Source organism: Edaphosphingomonas fennica (assembly GCF_003034225.1).
In the GTDB taxonomy this organism is placed as follows: Bacteria; Pseudomonadota; Alphaproteobacteria; order Sphingomonadales; family Sphingomonadaceae; genus Sphingomonas_E; species Sphingomonas_E fennica.
In genome coordinates this window covers 23,010-41,229 of the sequence record NZ_PHHF01000042.1, presented here as the reverse complement: position 1 = coordinate 41,229, position 18,220 = coordinate 23,010, and the positions used below count along the sequence as shown (strand labels likewise).

Genomic DNA, 18,220 nt, shown 5'->3' with positions numbered 1-18,220 from the left:
TTGCCGGGGACATGCCTATATCGGGGGGCATGAGCATCTTCCCCGATCCCCGCCGCTTCCTCTATCGCGACAATGCGCTGGACCCCGATGGCGCGCTGCGCCTGACGGCGGACGCGCTGAAGGGTTGCGACGACGGGGAGCTCTACCTGCAATATGCCGCGTCCGAGAGCTTCGGCTTCGACGACGGCCGGCTGAAGACCGCCGATTTCAACACGCAGGCGGGATTCGGCCTGCGCGGCGTTTCGGGCGAGACCACCGCCTTCGCCCACGCCAACGAGATCAGCGAGGCGGCAATCCGCCGCGCGGCCGAGACGATGACCCTGCTCGATCCGGCCAAGGGCGCCAGGGCCGCACCGCCGCGCCGCACCAACGCCGCGCTCTACACCGCCGAAAATCCGCTGAACCTGGTGCCCTTCGCGAAGAAGGTGGCATTGTGCCAGCAGATCGACGCGGCGGCCCGCGCCCGCGACCCGCGCGTGGCGCAGGTGACGGTGGCGCTTTCGGGATCGTGGAGCGTGGTGGCGATCGTCCGGCCCGACGGCTTCGTCGCGCATGACGTGCGGCCGCTCGTGCGCCTCAACGTCTCGATCGTGGCCGAACAGAACGGGCGGCGCGAGAGCGGCTTCTTCGGGCTGGGCGGCCGTTATCTCTATGACGACCTGTTCGCCGAGGCGAACTGGAACCGGGCGATCGACGCGGCGCTGGCCCAGGCGCTCGTCAACCTCGAATCGGTGCCGGCGCCGGCCGGCGAGATGACGGTGGTGTGCGGCCCCGGCTGGCCCGGCGTGCTGCTGCACGAGGCGATCGGCCACGGGCTGGAGGGCGATTTCAACCGCAAGGGCAGCTCCGCCTTCTCCGGCCGGATCGGCGAGCGGGTGGCGGCGCCCGGCGTCACCGTGGTGGACGACGGATCGATCGCCGGGCGGCGCGGATCGCTCACCATCGACGACGAGGGCACGCCCACCCAGCGCAACGTGCTGATCGAGGACGGCATCCTCGTCGGCTATATGCAGGACCGGCTGAACGCCCGGCTGATGGGCGTGCCCGCCACCGGCAACGGCCGGCGCGAAAGCTTCGCCCATGCGCCGATGCCGCGCATGACCAACACCTTCATGCTGGGCGGCAGGGACGACCCGGCCGGCATCATCGCCGGCGTGAAGAATGGCATCTACGCCACCAGCTTCGGCGGCGGGCAGGTGGACATCACCTCGGGCAAGTTCGTCTTCTCCTGCACCGAGGCCTATCGCATCGAGAACGGCCGCATCGGCGCGCCGATCAAGGGCGCCACCCTGATCGGCGACGGGCCTTCCGTGCTGACCAAGGTGCGCGCCATCGGCAACGACATGGCGCTGGACGAGGGCATCGGCATCTGCGGCAAGGGCGGCCAATCGGTGCCGGCGGGCGTGGGCCAGCCGACGCTGCTGATCGAGGGGCTCACCGTAGGCGGAACGGCGGCCTGACCATGCCGGCGATGATCACCGTCGCCAGCTACAACATCCACAAGGCGGTCGGCACCGACAGGCGGCGCGATCCGGCCCGCATCCTGAACGTGCTGCACGAGATCGACGCCGATATCGTGGCGCTGCAGGAAGCGGACCTGCGCTTCGGATCGCGCACCTCGGCGATCCCGGTGGACATGATCGCCGAGCATAGCGGCTACAAGCCCGTCGATTACGATATCCGCCCCGGCGGCATCGGCTGGCACGGCAATGCGATATTGGTGAAGCGTCATGTGGAAATCGTCGCCCACGCGCCGATCCACCTGCCGGTGATCGAGCCGCGCGGCGCGGTGTGGGCGGACCTCAGCGTCCATGGCCGGCCGATCCGGGTGGTGGGCATGCACCTCGATCTTTCGGGCCTGTGGCGGCGGCGGCAGGTGCGCTCCATCCTGGCCCAGCTTGCCGAGCGCGCGCCGCAGCCGACGGTGATGATGGGCGACCTCAACGAATGGGCGAAGACCGGCGGCTGCCTTGCCGAATTCGCCGCCGGCGGCTTCCGCACGCTGGACACGGGCCGCAGCTTCCACAGCCGCCGCCCCCTCGCCAGCCTCGACCGCATCCTGATCGACCGGCAGTTCACGCCGCGCGACTGCGGCGTGCACCGTTCGGCCCGGTCCTCGGCCGCGTCCGATCACCTGCCGATCTGGGCGCGGCTTTCCATCTGATCCGTCCGCCTCGGCCTGACGCGGAGTGTCTTTCGGGGGGCGGCGATTCCAAATCCGTCATTCCCGCGCAGGGCATCCATGGAAGGCGGCTGGCCCGATTGAGTCGATAGCACCCGACACAATGGATTAGCTGCGCTGGGGATTAGCTGCGATGGCCTAATGGCGCCCGCCTGCGCGGGAATGACGGATTTGGGGCTATGTCGGTGGGGCGTTTCTACTCCACGCGAAAGCAAAGCGCAGGCTTCCTGCCGATCATTCCTCCGCGCCGCCTAGCCTTTCGCTTTCTCCGCCCGCTTGCGTTCGGCCGCCTCGTCATAGCCGGAGGAGGGCGCCGGGTCCTTGCCCTTGGCGGGCTGGGTGAGTGAGGGCGCATCGGAGGTGGGGAAGCTTTCGTCGAGCGCCACGTCCAGCTTGGCATCCTCGTCCGATGGATCGCGGCGCAGGCGCCGGTCGTCGCTCGCATCGTGCGCGGTCCTGATCTTGGTGGTGGGATAGTCATCCGTGCTCGGCTTGCCGCCATGTGCGTCCATCATCCGATCCTCTCGGCCATTCGCGTTGGAAATCACGGCCCCGGCTCGTATCGGGGCCGATCCGGAGGCCCGCATTCCGGCCTCTCGTTTGGACAAAAACGCGCGGCGACAGGGGCATGTTCCGTCGGTGCAACCGGGGCGTTCAACCTGAACTTTCGATGAACGTAGGGCCGGGTTCGACGGACGGCGGCGACACGCCACTCCCGATTAAGGCAGGGAGCGTTATAGATGGACGATGCATAACGATCACGACGAGTCTTCCAAGGTCCAGATCAGCCACCGCGTCGCCCTGCTCTCCATCGTCGGCTTCTGGCTTTTCTATTTCACGATCATAACGCTGCGCGGTGCCGGGCTGGGTTACGATCATCAGGTGGTGATGCTCGGCTATCGCGCCGTCGTCACCCTGATCAGCATGGGGATCACCTTCCTCGTCTACCTGATCCTGCGGCGGGTGGTGGGCCGTTCGCTGAAGCATGCGATCGCGGCGGCGGCGCTGCTCGCGGTGCCGGCGGCGCTGACCTATGCGACGGTCAACTGGATCGCGTTCGAGCATCTCGACCGCCATTTCCCCAGCAAGCATGATCGCAAGACCACCAAGGTCATCATCGAGAAGGGCGAGGCCCCGCCCGCGCCGGCCGCGCCGCCCGCCTTGCCCGGCGGCGTGATGGCGCCGCCCGCCCCGCCGTCGCCGCCCGCGCCGTCTGCCAGCCGCCAGGTGACCATCCAGGTGGGCGGCGACGAGGAGGACATGACCGACGAGGAAAAGAAGCCGATCATGGTGATCGCCGATCAGGGGGCGAACGGCTTCTTCTTCTTCTCCTGCTGGGCCGCCCTCTATCTCGCGCTCTGCTATGCCGCCGCCGTGCGCGGGGCGGAGCGCGAGACGGCGAGCTTCCGCGCCGCCGCCCAATCGGCCGAACTGCGCGCGCTGCGCTATCAGGTGAACCCGCATTTCCTGTTCAACACGCTCAACTCCCTCTCCTCGCTGGTGATGACCGACAAGAAGGCCGAGGCCGAGCGGATGATCATGAACCTTTCCACCTTCTTCCGCACCAGCCTGACCGGCGACCCGACCGAGGATGTGCCGCTTTACGAGGAGATCCGGCTGCAGCGCCTCTATCTGGACATAGAGGCGGTGCGCTTCCCGGACAGGCTGAAGGTGGAGGTGGAGGTGCCCGATCCGCTGCGCACCGCATGCGTGCCGGGCCTCATCCTCCAGCCGCTGGTCGAGAATGCCGTCAAATATGGGGTTTCGCGTGCGCGCCGTCCGGTTACGATCCGCATCAAGGCCCGCGAGGATTCGGACGGGCTGGTGCTGACGGTGGAGGATGATGGGGACCCGATGCCGGAAAATGAGATGAACGGCGGCACGGGCGTGGGCCTGCGCAACGTGCGCGAACGGCTGGCCGCCCGCTTCGGCAGCGACAGCAGCTGCCGCTGGGGGCCGCTGCCGGGCGGCGGCTTCGCCGTAACCCTGTTCCTGCCGCTGTCGCGCCATGGCTGCTGATACCGCGCCCGAACGCGCGCTTCGCACGCTGATCGTCGATGACGAGCCGCTGGCGATCGAGCGGCTGCAGATCCTCTGCGCCCAGACCGACGGCATCGACCTTGTCGGCACGGCCAGCGACGGCGAGGCCGCGCTGCGGCTGGTGGAGGCGCTGAAGCCGGACCTGCTGCTATGCGACATCGCCATGCCGGGGCTGGACGGCATGGGCGTGGCGCAGGCGCTGGAAAAACAGGCGGACCGGCCGGCGATCATCTTCTGCACCGCCTTCGACCAGTTCGCCGTCGCCGCCTTCGACGTGGCGGCGGTCGATTATCTGCTGAAGCCGGTCTCTGGCGAGCGCCTGAGCAAGGCCGTCGCCCGCGTGCACGACAAACTGCGCCAGCCGCCGACGGAAAAGCCGCAGCCGACCGGCTGGACCGAGGAATTCTGGGTGCCGCACCGATCGGAGATGATCCGCGTCGCCGCCGCCGATATCGACCGGATCGAGGCGGAGCGCGATTATATGCGGCTGCATATCGGCCAGCGCAGCTTCCTGCTGCACCAGACGATCAGCGAGCTGGAACGGCGCCTGGACCCCAACCGCTTCATCCGCCTGCACCGATCGACCATCGTCCGCCGCGATCATATCGCCAAGCTGCGCCACGACGGGCTGGGCGTGTGGCATGCCGACCTGGCCGACGGCACCGAGGTGCGGATCGGCCGCACCTATCTGCAGGCCGCCAAGGCGATCACGGGGCGCTGAGCGCCGGTTTCCAGCCGGCACGGGCCCATGAATAAGCGCCCCCGGGGCAAGGGAACCCCGGGGGCGCATCGCAGACGCCGTGGAAGGGACTGATTTCCAGTTCTGCGCCGGCGATATTCCGTGTGACGGGCCGATCAGCGGGCCGGCGTCTTCACCGTGACGTCGTTGCTGGCATAGCCCTGCTTGGACCGGGCGGCGGCAACCGCGAACTGGACCCGGCCATTGGCTTCGTTCATCGCCGTGCGGGCGCATTTGCGCGACTGGGCGATTTCGGTGAGCGTCTGCGAGTCACCGACGCCGCAGACATTGGCGACGGCCCGGCGGACGCGGCTGTCGAGGGCGGCGACGCCGTCGCTCGAGTTCAGATCCAGATCGCCGTAGCGGACGACGGCGGTGCGGGGTTCGCTCTGGGCGGAGGCGGGAGCCGCCAGCAGCGTCGCGGAAGCAACCACGGCACCAAGACTGCCTAAAAGAGCGGAGCGGGTGAAACGCGTGAACATGGTAACTCTCCTTCGAACCGATACAGGGCCTTTCGGCCGGATTTGCGATCCTGTTGGAGACGGTGAACGGACTGCCCCGTCGCCATGCATTTTCCCTACGGAAAGCTGGCTTCGCACGCATTACAGGTTCGACCGGAGCGCCCCTTCGCTCTACCAATTCCCCGCGATTGCGACGAACATGCAAAAGCCACCGACGAACGACCTGAGCGCGGGCGGCGAGGGGTGACGGCGGCCTTCCCCGCGATTCGATTCGGGCGGAAGCCTGCGGGCATCCGCCGCTTTCCCCTTCAACCGGCGGGCATCCGCGCCTAGGATAGGCAGGATGAAATATCTGCACACCATGATCCGCGTGTCCGACCCGGACGCGACCATCCGCTTCTTCGAGCTGCTGGGCCTCAGGGAAGTGAACCGCATGGAAAATGAGGCAGGGCGCTACACCCTGATCTTCCTCGCCGCGCCGGGCGACGAGGAGGCCCAGGTCGAGCTGACCCACAATTGGGACGAGAAAGGCGGCTATGATGGCGGCCGCAATTTCGGCCACCTCGCCTATCGCGTCGACAATATCTACGAGACCTGCCAGCGGCTGATGGAGGCCGGCGTGACGATCAACCGCCCGCCGCGCGACGGCCACATGGCCTTCGTCCGCACGCCGGACAATATCTCGATCGAGCTGCTCCAGGACGGCCATCTGCCGCCGCAGGAGCCCTGGGCCTCGATGCCCAATACGGGGACATGGTAACCCGCGCCTCCTTCCTGAAACGATTGGGGTCCGCCCACCCCATATTGCTGGCGCCCATGGCGGGCGCCGGCGGGGTGGGCCTGGCGGCGGGCGCCATGGCGGGCGGCGCGGTGGGCACCCTGCCCTGCGCCATGCTGTCCCCCGGCGCGCTGCGCAGCCAGTATAGCGAATTGCGTGCGCGGGCCGCCGGCCCGATCAACCTCAACTTCTTCTGCCACCGGCTGGGCGCCGAGCCAGACGACAGCGCGTGGCGGGCGCTGCTGGAGCCCTTCTACGCCGAATTCCATGTCGGCCCGCCCACCACGCCGCCGCCGCTGCGCGCGCCGTTCGACGCCGCGATGGCCGATCTGGTGGAGGAATTGCGCCCCGAGATCGTCAGCTTCCACTTCGGCCTGCCCGATCCCCCGCTGATGGACCGCGCGCGCGGCGCCGGCGCGCTGATCCTGGCGAGCGCCACCAGCGTGGCCGAGGCGCGCTGGCTGGCGGCGCACGGCGTGGACGCGGTGATCGCGCAAGGCTGGGAAGCCGGCGGCCATGCGGGCCGCTTCCTGGGCGAGGACCCGGCGGCGCAGATGGGGCTGATGGCGCTGGTGCCGCAGGTCGTCGACGCGGTCGACGTGCCGGTGATCGCGGCGGGCGGCATCGCCGACGGCCGGGGCATCGCCGCCGCCCTGCTGCTGGGCGCGAGCGCGGTGCAGATCGGCAGCGCCTATCTCCACTGCCCGGAAAGCCTGATCCATGAGCCGCACCGCGACCTGCTGGCGAGCGAGGCGGCCGAGCATAGCCTTTTCACCAACCTGTTCAGCGGCGGCCTCGCCCGCGGCATTCCCAACCGGCTGATGAAGGCGCTGGGCCCGATCCGCGAGGAGGCGCCGCGCTTCCCTTATGCCTCCACGGCGCTGGCGCGGCTGCGCACCGCCGATCCCGAGGGCTTCGGCCCCTGCTGGGCGGGGCAGGCGGCACGGATCGGCCGGCCGCTGCCGGCAAGGACGCTGACCGAGCATCTCGCGGCGGATGCGCTTGCGCTGCTCGGCCGGACCGATACAGGCTGGCAGCTATGATCGAAATCGCCCGCATCCCCGTGCTGACCGATAATTATATCTGGCTGGTCCATGACGGCGAAAGCGGTGAGACGGCGGCGATCGACCCCGCCGTCGCCGGGCCCGTGCTCGCCGCCGCCGAGGCGCGGGGCTGGCGGATCACGCAGATCTGGAACACCCACTGGCATCCCGACCACACCGGCGGCAATGCGGAGATCAGGCAGGCCACGGGCTGCACCGTCACCGGCCCGGCGGCCGAGGCGGAACGCATCCCGACGCTCGACCGGCTGGTGGCGGAAGGGGATGTCGTCCATCTCGGCGGCCATGCCGCGCGGGTGATCGACGTGCCGGCCCATACGGCGGGCCATATCGCCTATCTGATGCCGGCGGCGAAGGCCGCGTTCGTGGGCGACACGCTGTTCGCCATGGGCTGCGGCCGGCTGTTCGAGGGCACGGCGGCCGAGATGTTCGCCAACATGCGCAAGCTGGAGGCGCTGCCGGGCGACACCGCCGTCTATTGCGCGCACGAATATACCCAGTCCAACGGACGCTACGCGCTGGCGGCGGAACCGGGCAATGAAGCGATCGCCCGGCGCATGGCCGAAGTCGACGCCCTGCGCGCCCGGGGCGAGGCGACCGTGCCCACCACCATCGCGCTGGAACGCGCCACCAACCCCTTCATGCGGGCCGCATCGATCGAGGAGCTGGCCGAACGCCGCGCCGCCAAGGATTCGTTCCGGGGCTGAGGGCTTGTCAGCGCCGCACCGGCCCGCTCCCCCACCGGCTGCCCAACGGCAGTATCTTAATGGGCGGCCGGGTGGGGGAGCGGGCCGGTGCCGCCGAAATCCGGCGAAAGCCGGATTTTCAAAACAGCCAGCCCAGCCCATGCTATGATGCGCGCCATCAGGGGATGGGATCCGGGAGACAGACCAATGCGCAACCTCCATCTTGTCGCCGCCCTGGCCGCATCCATGACGATCGGCGGCTGCGCCTATGCCGCCGACAGCAAGGCCGACGCCCCATTGAGCGAAGCCGCCCAGAAGGCGCTTGCCGGCTATGAGCCCGTCGGCACGGCGAACTGCATCCCGCTGAGCCAGGTGCGCAGCAGCCGGATCATCGATCCGACCGCGATCATCTACGAGATCACGTCCAACCGGCTTTATGTGAACCAGCCCGCCGGCGGACGCTGCACCGGGCTGCGCAAGGACCGCGCGCTCGTCACCCGCATCACCACGGGCAATCTGTGCAACCTCGATCTCGTCACCGTGATCGATCCGCCCTCGCCGATCCAATATGGCGCCTGCCCGCTCGGCACCTTCACCGAATATCGCAAGAAACAATGATATTCGGCCAAGCGAGGCATTGACGCCACGATTGTTGCGTTGCAGCGTCGCCGCATGCGCATCGCGATCCCCCATACCCGCCAGAACCCCGACATCCGCTTCCTCGGCCGCCTGCTCGGCGACGTCATCCGGGCCTATGGCGGCGACGCGCTGTTCCGGCGGGTGGAATATATCCGGTCCGCCTCGGTCGACCGGCATCGCGGCATCGCCGCGCCGGATTCGATCGAGCTAGGGCTGGACGCGCTCACCCTCGACGACACCATCTCCTTCGTGCGCGGCTTCATGCTGTTCTCGATGCTCGCCAACCTGGCCGAGGACCGGCAGGGCGTGGCGGCCGAGCCGGGGGCCGACGTCGCCCAGGCGATCGCGCGGCTGGAGGCGGAGGGGATCGACCGCGATCGGGTGACGGCGCTGCTGCAGCAGGCGCTGGTGGCGCCGGTGCTGACCGCGCACCCGACCGAAGTGCGGCGCAAGTCCACCATCGACCACCGCAACCACATCGCCGAGCTGATGAAGCTGCGCGACATGGGCCGCACGGAAACCGACGGCGGCGAGCTGGTGGAGGAGGCGATCTACCGCCAGATCGCGTTGCTCTGGCAGACGCGGCCGCTGCGGCGCGAGCGGCTCTATGTCGCCGACGAGGTGGAGACCGCGCTCGCCTATCTGCGCGACGTGTTCCTGCCCGTCATCCCCGCGCTCCACGCCCGCTGGGAACGCGCGCTGGGCCAGCGCCCGCCCAGCTTCCTGAGGCCGGGAAGCTGGATCGGCGGCGATCGCGACGGCAATCCCAACGTGACGGCCGATTCGCTGCGGCTGGCGCTGGGCCGGGCGGCGGAGACCGTGATCGGCCATTATCTCGACCTGCTGCACCGGCTGGGCGCCGAGCTTTCGATCTCGACCGAGCTGACGCCCGTGACCGAGGAGGTGATCGCGCTGGCCGAACGCAGCGGCGACGATTCCCCCAGCCGCAGCGACGAGCCCTTCCGCCGCGCGATCACCGGCGTCTATTCGCGGCTGGCGGCGACGTATCGCGTGCTGGTCGGCCGCGAGCCGCCCCGGCCGCCGGCCTCGGCCGATGCCGAACCTTATGCCTATCCGGCCGACTTCCGCGCCGATCTGGTCGCGATCGCCCATGCCCTGGCCCGCGACGGCGATGGCGCGCTGGCGGGCGGCGGTGGCTTGGGCCGGCTGATCCGCGCGGTCGAGACCTTCGGTTTCCACCTCGCCACGCTCGACCTGCGCCAGAATGCCGACGTGCACGAGCGCGTGGTGGCGGAGCTGCTGAACAGCGCCGGCGTCGAGGCGGATTATCGCGCGCTGGACGAGGAAGGCCGCGTCGCCCTGCTGCGGCGGGAGCTGGCCAGTTCCCGCCCGCTTTCCAGCCCCTATGTCACCTATTCGGACGAGACCGCGTCCGAGCTGGCGATCGTCCACGCCGCGGCCGAGGCGCACGCCCGCTACGGGGCCGAGGCCATCACCACCTACATCATCTCCAAGGCGGAAAGCGTGTCGGACCTGCTGGAGGTCCATATCCTCCTCAAGGAAGCCGGCCTCTACGTCCCCGGCGACACACCCACGTCCGCGATCATGGTGGTGCCGCTGTTCGAGACCATCGCCGACCTCGAAAACGCGCCGAAGGTGATGACCGCCTGGTTCGCCCTGCCCGAGGCCGCGACGATCACCGCCGCGCGCGGCGTGCAGGAGGTGATGGTCGGCTATTCGGATTCGAACAAGGATGGCGGCTACCTCACCTCGGTGTGGAGCCTGCACCAGGCGAGCCGGGCGCTGGCGCCGGTGTTCGAACGCGCGGGCGCGGCGATGCAGCTGTTCCACGGCCGGGGCGGCGCGGTGGGCCGGGGCGGCGGATCATCCTTCATGGCGATCCGCGCGCAGCCGCCCGGCACGGTCGCGGGCCGCATCCGCATCACCGAGCAGGGCGAGGTGATCGCCGCCAAATATGGCACCCGCGAAAGTGCCGTCACCAATCTGGAGGCCATGGCATCCGCCACCTTGCTGGCCAGCCTGGAGCCGCCGCAGCTCGCCGAGGCCGAATATGAGCGGTTCGCGGGCGCGATGGCCAAGCTTTCGGACACCGCCTTCCACGCCTATCGCGACCTCGTCTACGGCACCGAGGGCTTCCGCACCTTCTTCCGCCAGTTCACGCCGATCGCCGAGATCGCCGACCTCAAGATCGGATCGCGCCCCGCCAGCCGCACCAAGAGCGACCGGATCGAGGACCTGCGCGCCATCCCCTGGGTATTCTCCTGGGCGCAGGCCCGCGTGATGCTGCCCGGCTGGTATGGCGTGGGCCAGGCGCTGGCGGCGTTCGAGGATCGCGGGCTGCTGGCCGAGATGGTGGAGGGCTGGCCCTTCCTGCAATCGACGCTGGCCAATCTCGAAATGGTGCTCGCCAAGTCCGACATGGAGATTGCCGGCCATTATGTCGCGCTGGTCGAGGATCAGGCGCATGGCCAGACGATCTTCGATCGCATCCGCGACGGCTGGCATGTCACGCGGGACAATCTGCTCGACATCACCGGGCAGAGCCGGTTGCTGGAAAAGAGCCCGGCGCTCGACGAATCGATCCGGCTCCGGCTGCCTTATATAGAGCCGCTCAATCACCTGCAGATCGAGCTGCTGAAGCGCCACCGCGCCGGCGAGGACGATCCCCGCATCCACGAAGGCATCCAGCTTTCGATCAACGCCATCGCCACGGCGCTGCGCAACAGCGGGTGACAAGGATCGGGGGTGGGCGGACGCCCTCCCTCGTTATTCCCCACGCAGGCGGGGGCCGGAGGCCAGCGCAGCTAATCCGTGGACGCGGTTGGCTCGATTGAGCCGATAGCTTCCGACACAATGGATTCCCGCTTTAGCGGGAATGACGGGGGGAGGGCTTTTTTAAGCGTCGGCCTCCTCGCCGACACTTATTTCCCCCACGCCGCCTAAAATGCCGGCGCGGGCCGGATCAGGCGCCGATCCAGTCGGCCACCTGCACGGCGATCTCGTTCGCGCCCTGGTTGAGCGCGGCGGAGACCGGGCCGGGCTCCTCGCGCGTCACCTTCGTCCGCGCCTCGAACCGGCGGGTTTCGACATCGTTGCCGCGCGCCAGCGTGGCATCGTAGATCACCACGACCTCGCCGCTACCCGCATCCAGCCCGAATTGCTGGAGCCGGCCGGCCAGCCGCATGCCGGGCGCCAGCGAATATTGCCGCAGATCGAGCACGGGCCGCCCGGTGCGCGCGGCGATGGTTTCGGCCAGCAGGTTGCGGAACAGGCGGGCGGGCGGTTCCACCCACTGCGCATCCTTGAGATAGGCGAGCCCGGTCGGCCCCGTCTGCACCGGCACGCGCAGCACGTTGAGCGCCTGGGGCACGCTGGGCACCAGCACGGCGACCGCCTGGCCATCGCGCGCCGTACGCGGCGGGCCGGCCGGCAGCGCGGCGGTGGAGGTGAGCGTCATCAGGCTGGCGGGCGGCTTTTCGCCGATGCGCACGCAGGCGGCGAGCGGCAGCAGCACTGCCGCGATCAGGATCGGATGCGGTTTCATGCGCCTCATTTCGGTTTGTAGTCCGGAAGCTTGCTGCCCCCCAGCACCGCGCCCGCGCCGCCGCGATCGAGCTTGTTGGCGACGCCGGTCAGCGCCTCCGACATCTCCGTCAGATCGCGGACGAGCTGGCCGACCTCGGGGATCGTCTGGGTAGAAAAGGCCTTGAGGCCCGGCCGGGCATCGCCGATCGCCCCTTCCAGCTCCGCCATGCTGCGCTCCGCCGACTGGACGGTGCGGCGCAGATCGGCGGCGATCGGCTGGAGCTGGCCGTTGGTGCTGCTGGCCAGCGCGCCGATCTGCTCGGCCGCATCGCCCGCCTGGCGGATGGCGACGCGGCTGTCCGCCAGCACGCCCTGCAATTCCGGCCCGCGATCGGCGAGCGACCCGCTCAGCCGTTCGAGATTGGCGAGGATGTGGGCCACCGAATTCTGGTTCTTGTCGTTCACCAGCTCGCCCAGCCGCTCGGTGAGCGTCGACAGCCGCTCCATGAGCTGGGGGGCGCTGTTAAGCAGCTCGCCCAGCGTGCCGGGCTTGGTGGGGATCACCGGGCGGCCATAGGGGCATTGGGCGCTGCGATCGTCGTCCGGGCAGGCGATCGGCGGCTGGCCCCGGATCGCGCCGTCGAGGTTGATCTGGCTGACCCCGGTGAAGCCGACGCCGCTGATCGTGGCGGTGGTGCCCTGCAGGATCGGCACGTCGCCCTTCACCGATATCCGCACGCGCACGAATTCCGGCTGATCGGGCATCAGCACGATTTCCTTGATCTGCCCCACCGGCACGCCCGAGAAGGTGACCGCCGTGCCCTTGGCCAGGCCATCGACCGACTGCTTGAAGAAGATGTCGAACTCATGCTCGTTCGCGCCGGAAAGCCGCGCGAGCCATACCGTGAAGAGCAGCACGGCGGCGAGCAGCGCCAGCACGACGCTGCCGACCAGGACGTGGTTAGAACGGGTCTCCATGATTCGTCAGTCTCTCCCCGTTCCGGCCCGCTCCGCGGATTGCGCGGCGTTCCTTCCACGCGGCCCGTTGAAATATTCCTGAATCCACGGATGGTCCAACGCCAATAGTTCCGGGATGGTGCCGACCGCGATCACCCGGCGATCGGCCAGCACCGCCACCCGATCGCAGATCGCATAGAGCGTATCGAGATCGTGGGTGATGAGGAACACGGTGAGGCCCAGCGTCCTGCTGAGATCGTGCAGCAATTCGTCGAAGGCGGCCGCGCCGATCGGATCGAGGCCGGCCGTCGGCTCGTCCAGGAACAGAAGCTCGGGATCGAGCGCGAGGGCCCGCGCCAGCCCGGCGCGCTTGCGCATGCCGCCCGAAAGCTCCGACGGGAATTTGGGGCCGGCATCGACCGGCAGGCCCGACATCACGATCTTGTAGCCGGCGATCTCGTCCAGCAATTCCTGATCGAGCGCGGGATAATATTCGCGGAGCGGCACTTCCACATTCTCGGCCACGGTGAGCGTGGAGAAGAGCGCGCCGTTCTGGAACAGCACGCCCCAGCGCCGCCGGATCGCCTCGGCCTCCGGCGTGTGGAGCGATTCGCCCGTCATCGGCACGCCGAACACCGTCACCTCGCCGGCTTCCGGGCGCTGGAGGCCGATGATCGATCGCATCAGCACGGACTTGCCCGTGCCCGATCCGCCGACGACGCCGATGATCTCGCCGCGCCGGACCTCGAGATCGAGATTCTCGTGCACCACCTGGTCGCCAAAGGCGTTCTTCAGCCCTTCGACCCGGATGGCGATATCGTCCTCCCCCGCCATCAGATCCATCCGATCGACGAGAAGAACACCGCGAAGAAGGCGTCGAGCACGATCACCAGGAAGATCGCCTGCACCACCGCCGCCGTGGTGCGCAGGCCCACTTCCTCGGCATTGCCCTGCACCTGCATGCCCTGGAAGCATCCCGCCATGGCGATGATCGCGCCGAACACCGGCGCCTTGACCAGGCCGACCCAGAGATCGGTCATCGGCACCACCTCGCGCATGCGCTGGATATAGGTGGCGGGAGGGATATCGAGCGAGATCCAGCACAGGATGCCGCCGCCCACGATCGCGACCAGCGAGGCATAGAAACCCAGCAGCGGCATCAGCACGACGGTGGCGATCACGCGCGGCAGCACCAGCGCCTCCATCGGCGCGATGCCGATGGTGCGCATCGCATCCACCTCCTCGGCGAGCTTCATCGATCCGATCTGCGCGGCGAAGGCCGATCCCGACCGGCCGGCGACCATGATCGCCGTCATCAGCACGCCCAGCTCGCGCAGGGTGATGCGGCCGATCAGGTTGATCGTGAACACCTCCGCCCCGAACTGGCGGAGCTGCACCGCCCCCTGCTGGGCGATGACGATACCGATCAGGAAGCTCATCAGCCCGATGATGCCGAGCGCGTCGACGCCGACCACCTCGAACTGGCGGGTGACGGCATTGCCCCGGAACCGGCGGGGATGGCGGACGACCGACCAGAAGGAAATGAGGATCGCACCGAAGAAGCCGACCAGCCCGACCAGCGTCTGCCCGGCGGTGACGGTGGCCAGGCCGACCTGGGAAAGGATGCGCGTGGTGGGCGATACATGCTCGGCACGGACGGTGGTGGCCTGATCGGCCTTGGCCACCTGGTCGATGAGCTGCGCGGCATCGGCATTGGTGCCGTCGATCGCGGCGCCGCTGTCGCGCGACAGCCGGTGCACCAGCCAGGCGCCGACCGTGTCGATGCGCGGCACATCGCTGAGGTCGATCCGCGCCGGCGGCGTATCGAGCGCCTCGATCCGGCGGGGCACCTCGCCCAGGCGCGCCAGCGTCCATTCCCCGGAAAGCCGGAGGACCCGCTGGTCGTCTATCGTGAAATCCGCAGCGTCGCTCATGCCCGACAACCATGGGGGAGGATCGTCCGCGCGGCAAGCCGGGAAGCTGACCCGCGAAATCGCGGAGATCGCGTTCTTTTCCGTCGCGCGGGGCGAAGCGAAGCGGACGGCGGCGGCGATTCATCCGCCGATCGCGGCCGCGCGACCCTTCAATCCCGGCCGAACAGGCTCTAAGGCGCGGACATGACCGAGCTTGCCATCTACGACATGGACCGCACCATCACGCGGATCGCCACCTACACGCCCTTCCTGCTCCACGCGGCGCGGCGGCGGGCGCCGTGGCGGCTGCTGTTCGTGCCGATCGTGCTGCTGTCCATGCTGGCTTACGTGCTGAAGCTGATCGATCGGGGCAGGCTGAAGGAGATCAACCACATGCTGCTGCTGGGCCGCGCGATATCGCCGGCCGATCTGGCGCCGGTGGCCGAAAGCTTCGCCGACCGGACGGTGGCGGCCAACATCCATCCCGGCGCGCTCACCCAGATCGCCGCCGATCGCGCCGCCGGACGGCGGCTGGTGATGGCGACGGCATCCTACCGGCTCTATTCGGAGGCGATCGGCGAACGGCTGGGCTTCGACGACGTGATCGCCACCAACAGCGTGATCGGGCTGGATGGCCGGATCCGGGCGCGGATCGACGGGGAGAATAATTACGGCCCGGCCAAGCTGCGGATGATCCAGGCCTGGATGGCCGCCGAAGGGCTGGCGCGCGAGGCCTGCCACATCCGTTTCTATTCGGATCACGCCTCGGACGCGCCGGTGATGGAATGGGCGGACGAGCCCTTCGCCGTCAACGCGCACGACCGGCTGCGCCGGCTGGCGGCCGAGCGCGGCTGGCCGACCGCCGAATGGGGCTGACGCCCCGTTCCGGGGCCTAGCGCGCCAGCCGCAGGGCGGCCGTCGGCGCGTCCTTGCTGATCGGCGTCACCCGCCAGCTGAGCGTCTTCATGCCGCCGGGGCCGGGCTGCGCGCCGGCCTCGTTATTGTGCATGGTGATCTCGGCATCGGTGGTCAGCGTGAAGCTGCCGTCCACCGCATCGTTGCTGCTCGGCATGCCCGGCGCGCCGCCCGCCTTCTTGGTCGAGCCGACGAAGGCCGGGGCGGAGACGCGGACCAGGCCGTCCTTGCGCAGCTCGATCGCGATGAAGGGGAAGAGCACCTCCGCATCCGAATTGAACGGATAGACGAAGCCGTGATCGAGCTTGCCCGAAATCTCATAGTCGATCAGATATTTGCCGCCGCCGAGATAGGTGACGGCGCGATAGCCCTCCTCCTTCATCAGCGCTTCGGCGATCGCCTTGCGCTTGGCCTCGTTCTCGCCGGCCTCCTTCGCCTTTTCCGCCTTCCGATCGGCCGCCGCCTCGCCATCCCCGTCGTCGGAAGACGATGTCGCCAGGCTGGAAGACATCATCTCCGCCGGATCGATGGCGATCACCTCGCCCTTATAGGCGAAGGTGAAGCTGCGATCCGCCTTGACGGTGAGCGCGGAGGCGAACTTGCCCGGCTGCAGCACGCAGGCCGCGAGCAGGAGCGGCGCGAGAAAGGCCACTGCGAGACGCGCCAGCTTCATCGATCAATCCCCTGGTCGCGCGTCGCCACCGCATAGAGCGCGATCGCCGCGGCATTGGAAATATTGAGGCTTTCGACACGCGGGCTGATCGGCAGCTTGGCAAGCTCGTCGCAATGCGCCTCGGTATTGGCGCGCATGCCCTCGCCCTCCGCGCCCAGCACCAGCGCCACGCGCGCCGTGCCGATCGCCTGGCCCAGCGACTGCTTCGCATGGCCGCTCAGGCCGATCCGCCAGAAGCCGGCCTCGGCGATCTCGTCGAGCGCGCGGGCGAGGTTGACGACGCGGACCCAGGGCACGATCTCCAGCGCGCCCGAGGCGGCCCGCGCCAGCGCGCCCGATTCGGGCGGCGCGTGGCGATCCTGGGTGACGATGCCGAGCGCGTCGAAGGCGGCCGCCGAGCGCAGGACCGCGCCGACATTGTGCGGATCCGTCACCTGATCGAGCACGATCAGCGGGCGGCGATCGTCGCGCCCGCGTTCCAGCAGGTCGCCCAGCCAGATATCGGGCAGCGGATCGACCTCGATCACCAGCCCCTGATGCGGCGCATCGGACGGCACCAGCCGGCCGAGATCGGCGACATCGGCGAAGGTGACGGGGATGACGGGCGGCACATCGAGCGCGGCCAGCGCCTCCCGCGTGCCCCACATGCGGCGGACGGTGCGATCGGGATTGGCGAGCGCGGCGATAACCGCATGGCGCCCCCAGAAACGGGGCCGGCCCGAAGCCGGCGCGGATGGACGATGGCCTCTACGCATGCCCGCGTGTTTGGCGGGGAGCGGGGCCGGACGCAAGCGGGCCGTGGGGGCCTGCCGCATTATTCGCCGCCCATCCACCGTCATGCTGAACTTGATTCAGCATCCATTGCCCGCAGCGCCCGATAACGGCCGGAGCGGCAATGGATCCTGACCCCCGTGACTTCGCCCGGGACATGCCTTCGTCAGGATGACGGCCGGAAAATGAGTGAAGGTGAGGAAAAACCCGCTCTTATTTGGGCGCCAGCACCATCAGCATCTGGCGGCCTTCCATGCGGGGGAACTGTTCCACCTTGGCCACTTCGTTGGTGTCGGCCTGGACGCGCTGCAGCACCTGCATGCCGAGCTGGCCGTGCGCCAGCTCGCGCCCGCGGAAGCGCAGCGTCACCTTCACCTTGTCGCCTTCCTCGATGAACTCGAACACCTTCTTCATCTTGGTGTCGTAATCATGGTCATCGATGTTCGGACGCATCTTGATCTCCTTGATCTCCTGCGTCTTCTGGCTCTTGCGGGCGAGGTTGGCCTTTTTCTGCGCCTCGTACTTGAACTTGCCCACGTCCAGGAACTTGGCCACGGGCGGATCGGCGTTGGGAGAGACCTCGACCAGATCGAGCCCGACCTCCTGGGCCTGCTCCATCGCTTCGCGCGTGTACATCACGCCCAGATTCTCGCCGTTTTCATCAATCACCCGTACCTTGGGCGACTGGATGAACTCATTATATCGCGGGCCATTGAGCGGCATCGGCGGCTGCCCCAGCGGGCGGCGCATCATGGGCGGACGTATAGCAGTTTCTCCTGTCGAGGCTTTCAGCAAGGGCGCGATGTAATGCGCGGAGGGGCATTTTGGAAGATGCGGCGGCGCCCGCACATGCAGATTCGTGGCGATTGTTGCAGGGCGGACGCGCTTTTCGCCCCCG

19 protein-coding genes are annotated in these 18,220 nt (G+C 68.5%); 10 read left to right on the top strand and 9 right to left on the bottom strand.

Annotated elements, in window-relative coordinates:
* The first annotated feature begins 29 nt into the window (after window positions 1–29).
* Both tldD and CV103_RS09570 read left to right on the top strand, forming a co-directional pair.
* The gene (gene tldD, locus CV103_RS09575; RefSeq protein WP_107394767.1) at window positions 30–1,460 is read left to right on the top strand and encodes a metalloprotease TldD; all 1,431 of its coding nucleotides are present in this window, start codon (window positions 30–32) and stop codon (window positions 1,458–1,460) included.
* 11 nt (window positions 1,461–1,471) lie between these two features.
* Window positions 1,472–2,164 (top strand): endonuclease/exonuclease/phosphatase family protein, encoded by a 693-nt coding sequence (locus CV103_RS09570; protein ID WP_070931922.1) that lies wholly within the window; start codon window positions 1,472–1,474, stop codon window positions 2,162–2,164.
* Between the two features lie 269 nt (window positions 2,165–2,433).
* Here the strand turns inward: CV103_RS09570 and CV103_RS09565 are convergent, their stop codons facing one another.
* Window positions 2,434–2,697: a hypothetical protein gene (locus CV103_RS09565; protein ID WP_236626767.1), complete on the bottom strand. Its 264-nt coding sequence runs from the start codon at window positions 2,695–2,697 to the stop codon at window positions 2,434–2,436.
* A gap of 232 nt (window positions 2,698–2,929) precedes the next feature.
* Between CV103_RS09565 and CV103_RS09560 the strand changes: the two genes are divergently transcribed.
* Both CV103_RS09560 and CV103_RS09555 read left to right on the top strand, forming a co-directional pair.
* On the top strand, window positions 2,930–4,201 hold the full coding sequence (locus CV103_RS09560) for a sensor histidine kinase (RefSeq protein ID WP_015458973.1): 1,272 nt from the start codon (window positions 2,930–2,932) through the stop codon (window positions 4,199–4,201).
* Window positions 4,191–4,943, top strand: coding sequence for a LytR/AlgR family response regulator transcription factor (locus tag CV103_RS09555; protein ID WP_107394766.1), 753 nt, complete (start codon window positions 4,191–4,193; stop codon window positions 4,941–4,943). The genes CV103_RS09560 and CV103_RS09555 overlap by 11 nt, the downstream gene beginning before the upstream one ends.
* Before the next feature lie 134 nt (window positions 4,944–5,077).
* Here CV103_RS09555 and CV103_RS09550 read toward each other — a convergent pair whose 3' ends face one another.
* Window positions 5,078–5,443, bottom strand: coding sequence for a UrcA family protein (locus CV103_RS09550; RefSeq protein ID WP_015458971.1), 366 nt, complete (start codon window positions 5,441–5,443; stop codon window positions 5,078–5,080).
* A 322-nt stretch (window positions 5,444–5,765) separates the two neighbouring features.
* Here CV103_RS09550 and CV103_RS09545 point away from each other — a divergent pair, with 322 nt between their 5' ends.
* The 5 genes from CV103_RS09545 to ppc all read left to right on the top strand — a co-directional run bounded on the left by CV103_RS09545 (window position 5,766) and on the right by ppc (window position 11,301).
* Window positions 5,766–6,182, top strand: a complete 417-nt coding sequence (locus tag CV103_RS09545; protein ID WP_107394765.1) for a VOC family protein — start codon at window positions 5,766–5,768, stop codon at window positions 6,180–6,182.
* On the top strand, window positions 6,176–7,243 hold the full coding sequence (locus CV103_RS09540) for an NAD(P)H-dependent flavin oxidoreductase (protein ID WP_107394764.1): 1,068 nt from the start codon (window positions 6,176–6,178) through the stop codon (window positions 7,241–7,243). Before CV103_RS09545 ends, CV103_RS09540 begins: the two co-directional genes overlap by 7 nt.
* On the top strand, window positions 7,240–7,968 hold the full coding sequence (gene gloB, locus CV103_RS09535) for a hydroxyacylglutathione hydrolase (protein ID WP_107394763.1): 729 nt from the start codon (window positions 7,240–7,242) through the stop codon (window positions 7,966–7,968). The genes CV103_RS09540 and gloB overlap by 4 nt, the downstream gene beginning before the upstream one ends.
* 186 nt (window positions 7,969–8,154) lie before the next feature.
* Window positions 8,155–8,565 carry a hypothetical protein gene (locus CV103_RS09530; protein WP_015458967.1) on the top strand — a complete coding sequence of 137 codons (411 nt, stop codon included), beginning with the start codon at window positions 8,155–8,157 and terminating at the stop codon, window positions 8,563–8,565.
* A gap of 54 nt (window positions 8,566–8,619) precedes the next feature.
* Window positions 8,620–11,301 (top strand): phosphoenolpyruvate carboxylase, encoded by a 2,682-nt coding sequence (ppc, locus tag CV103_RS09525; protein WP_107394762.1) that lies wholly within the window; start codon window positions 8,620–8,622, stop codon window positions 11,299–11,301.
* Window positions 11,302–11,530: 229 nt separating this feature from the next.
* Here ppc and CV103_RS09520 read toward each other — a convergent pair whose 3' ends face one another.
* The 4 genes from CV103_RS09520 to CV103_RS09505 are packed head-to-tail and all read right to left on the bottom strand — an operon-like array spanning window position 11,531 to window position 14,984.
* Window positions 11,531–12,112, bottom strand: a complete 582-nt coding sequence (locus CV103_RS09520; protein WP_107394761.1) for an ABC-type transport auxiliary lipoprotein family protein — start codon at window positions 12,110–12,112, stop codon at window positions 11,531–11,533.
* Window positions 12,113–12,117: 5 nt separating this feature from the next.
* A complete protein-coding gene (locus CV103_RS09515) occupies window positions 12,118–13,071 on the bottom strand; it encodes an MlaD family protein (protein WP_015458964.1) in 954 nt (317 codons plus the stop codon).
* Window positions 13,072–13,077: 6 nt separating this feature from the next.
* Window positions 13,078–13,884 (bottom strand): ABC transporter ATP-binding protein, encoded by an 807-nt coding sequence (locus CV103_RS09510; RefSeq protein ID WP_084653414.1) that lies wholly within the window; start codon window positions 13,882–13,884, stop codon window positions 13,078–13,080.
* Window positions 13,884–14,984, bottom strand: a complete 1,101-nt coding sequence (locus tag CV103_RS09505) for an ABC transporter permease (RefSeq protein WP_015458962.1) — start codon at window positions 14,982–14,984, stop codon at window positions 13,884–13,886. Before CV103_RS09505 ends, CV103_RS09510 begins: the two co-directional genes overlap by 1 nt.
* Before the next feature lie 183 nt (window positions 14,985–15,167).
* On the opposite strand from CV103_RS09505, the gene CV103_RS09495 reads away from it, so the two are divergent.
* Window positions 15,168–15,839, top strand: coding sequence for an HAD family hydrolase (locus CV103_RS09495; protein ID WP_015458960.1), 672 nt, complete (start codon window positions 15,168–15,170; stop codon window positions 15,837–15,839).
* A 16-nt stretch (window positions 15,840–15,855) separates the two neighbouring features.
* Here CV103_RS09495 and CV103_RS09490 read toward each other — a convergent pair whose 3' ends face one another.
* The 3 genes from CV103_RS09490 to infC form a co-directional block, all read right to left on the bottom strand.
* A complete protein-coding gene (locus tag CV103_RS09490) occupies window positions 15,856–16,551 on the bottom strand; it encodes a hypothetical protein (RefSeq protein WP_015458959.1) in 696 nt (231 codons plus the stop codon).
* Window positions 16,548–17,306, bottom strand: coding sequence for a 23S rRNA (guanosine(2251)-2'-O)-methyltransferase RlmB (gene rlmB / locus CV103_RS09485; protein WP_107394759.1), 759 nt, complete (start codon window positions 17,304–17,306; stop codon window positions 16,548–16,550). Before rlmB ends, CV103_RS09490 begins: the two co-directional genes overlap by 4 nt.
* A 229-nt stretch (window positions 17,307–17,535) precedes the next feature.
* Entirely contained in the window at window positions 17,536–18,075 is a 540-nt protein-coding gene (infC, locus tag CV103_RS09480; RefSeq protein ID WP_041864887.1) for a translation initiation factor IF-3, read from the bottom strand.
* Between the last annotated feature and the right edge of the window lie 145 nt (window positions 18,076–18,220).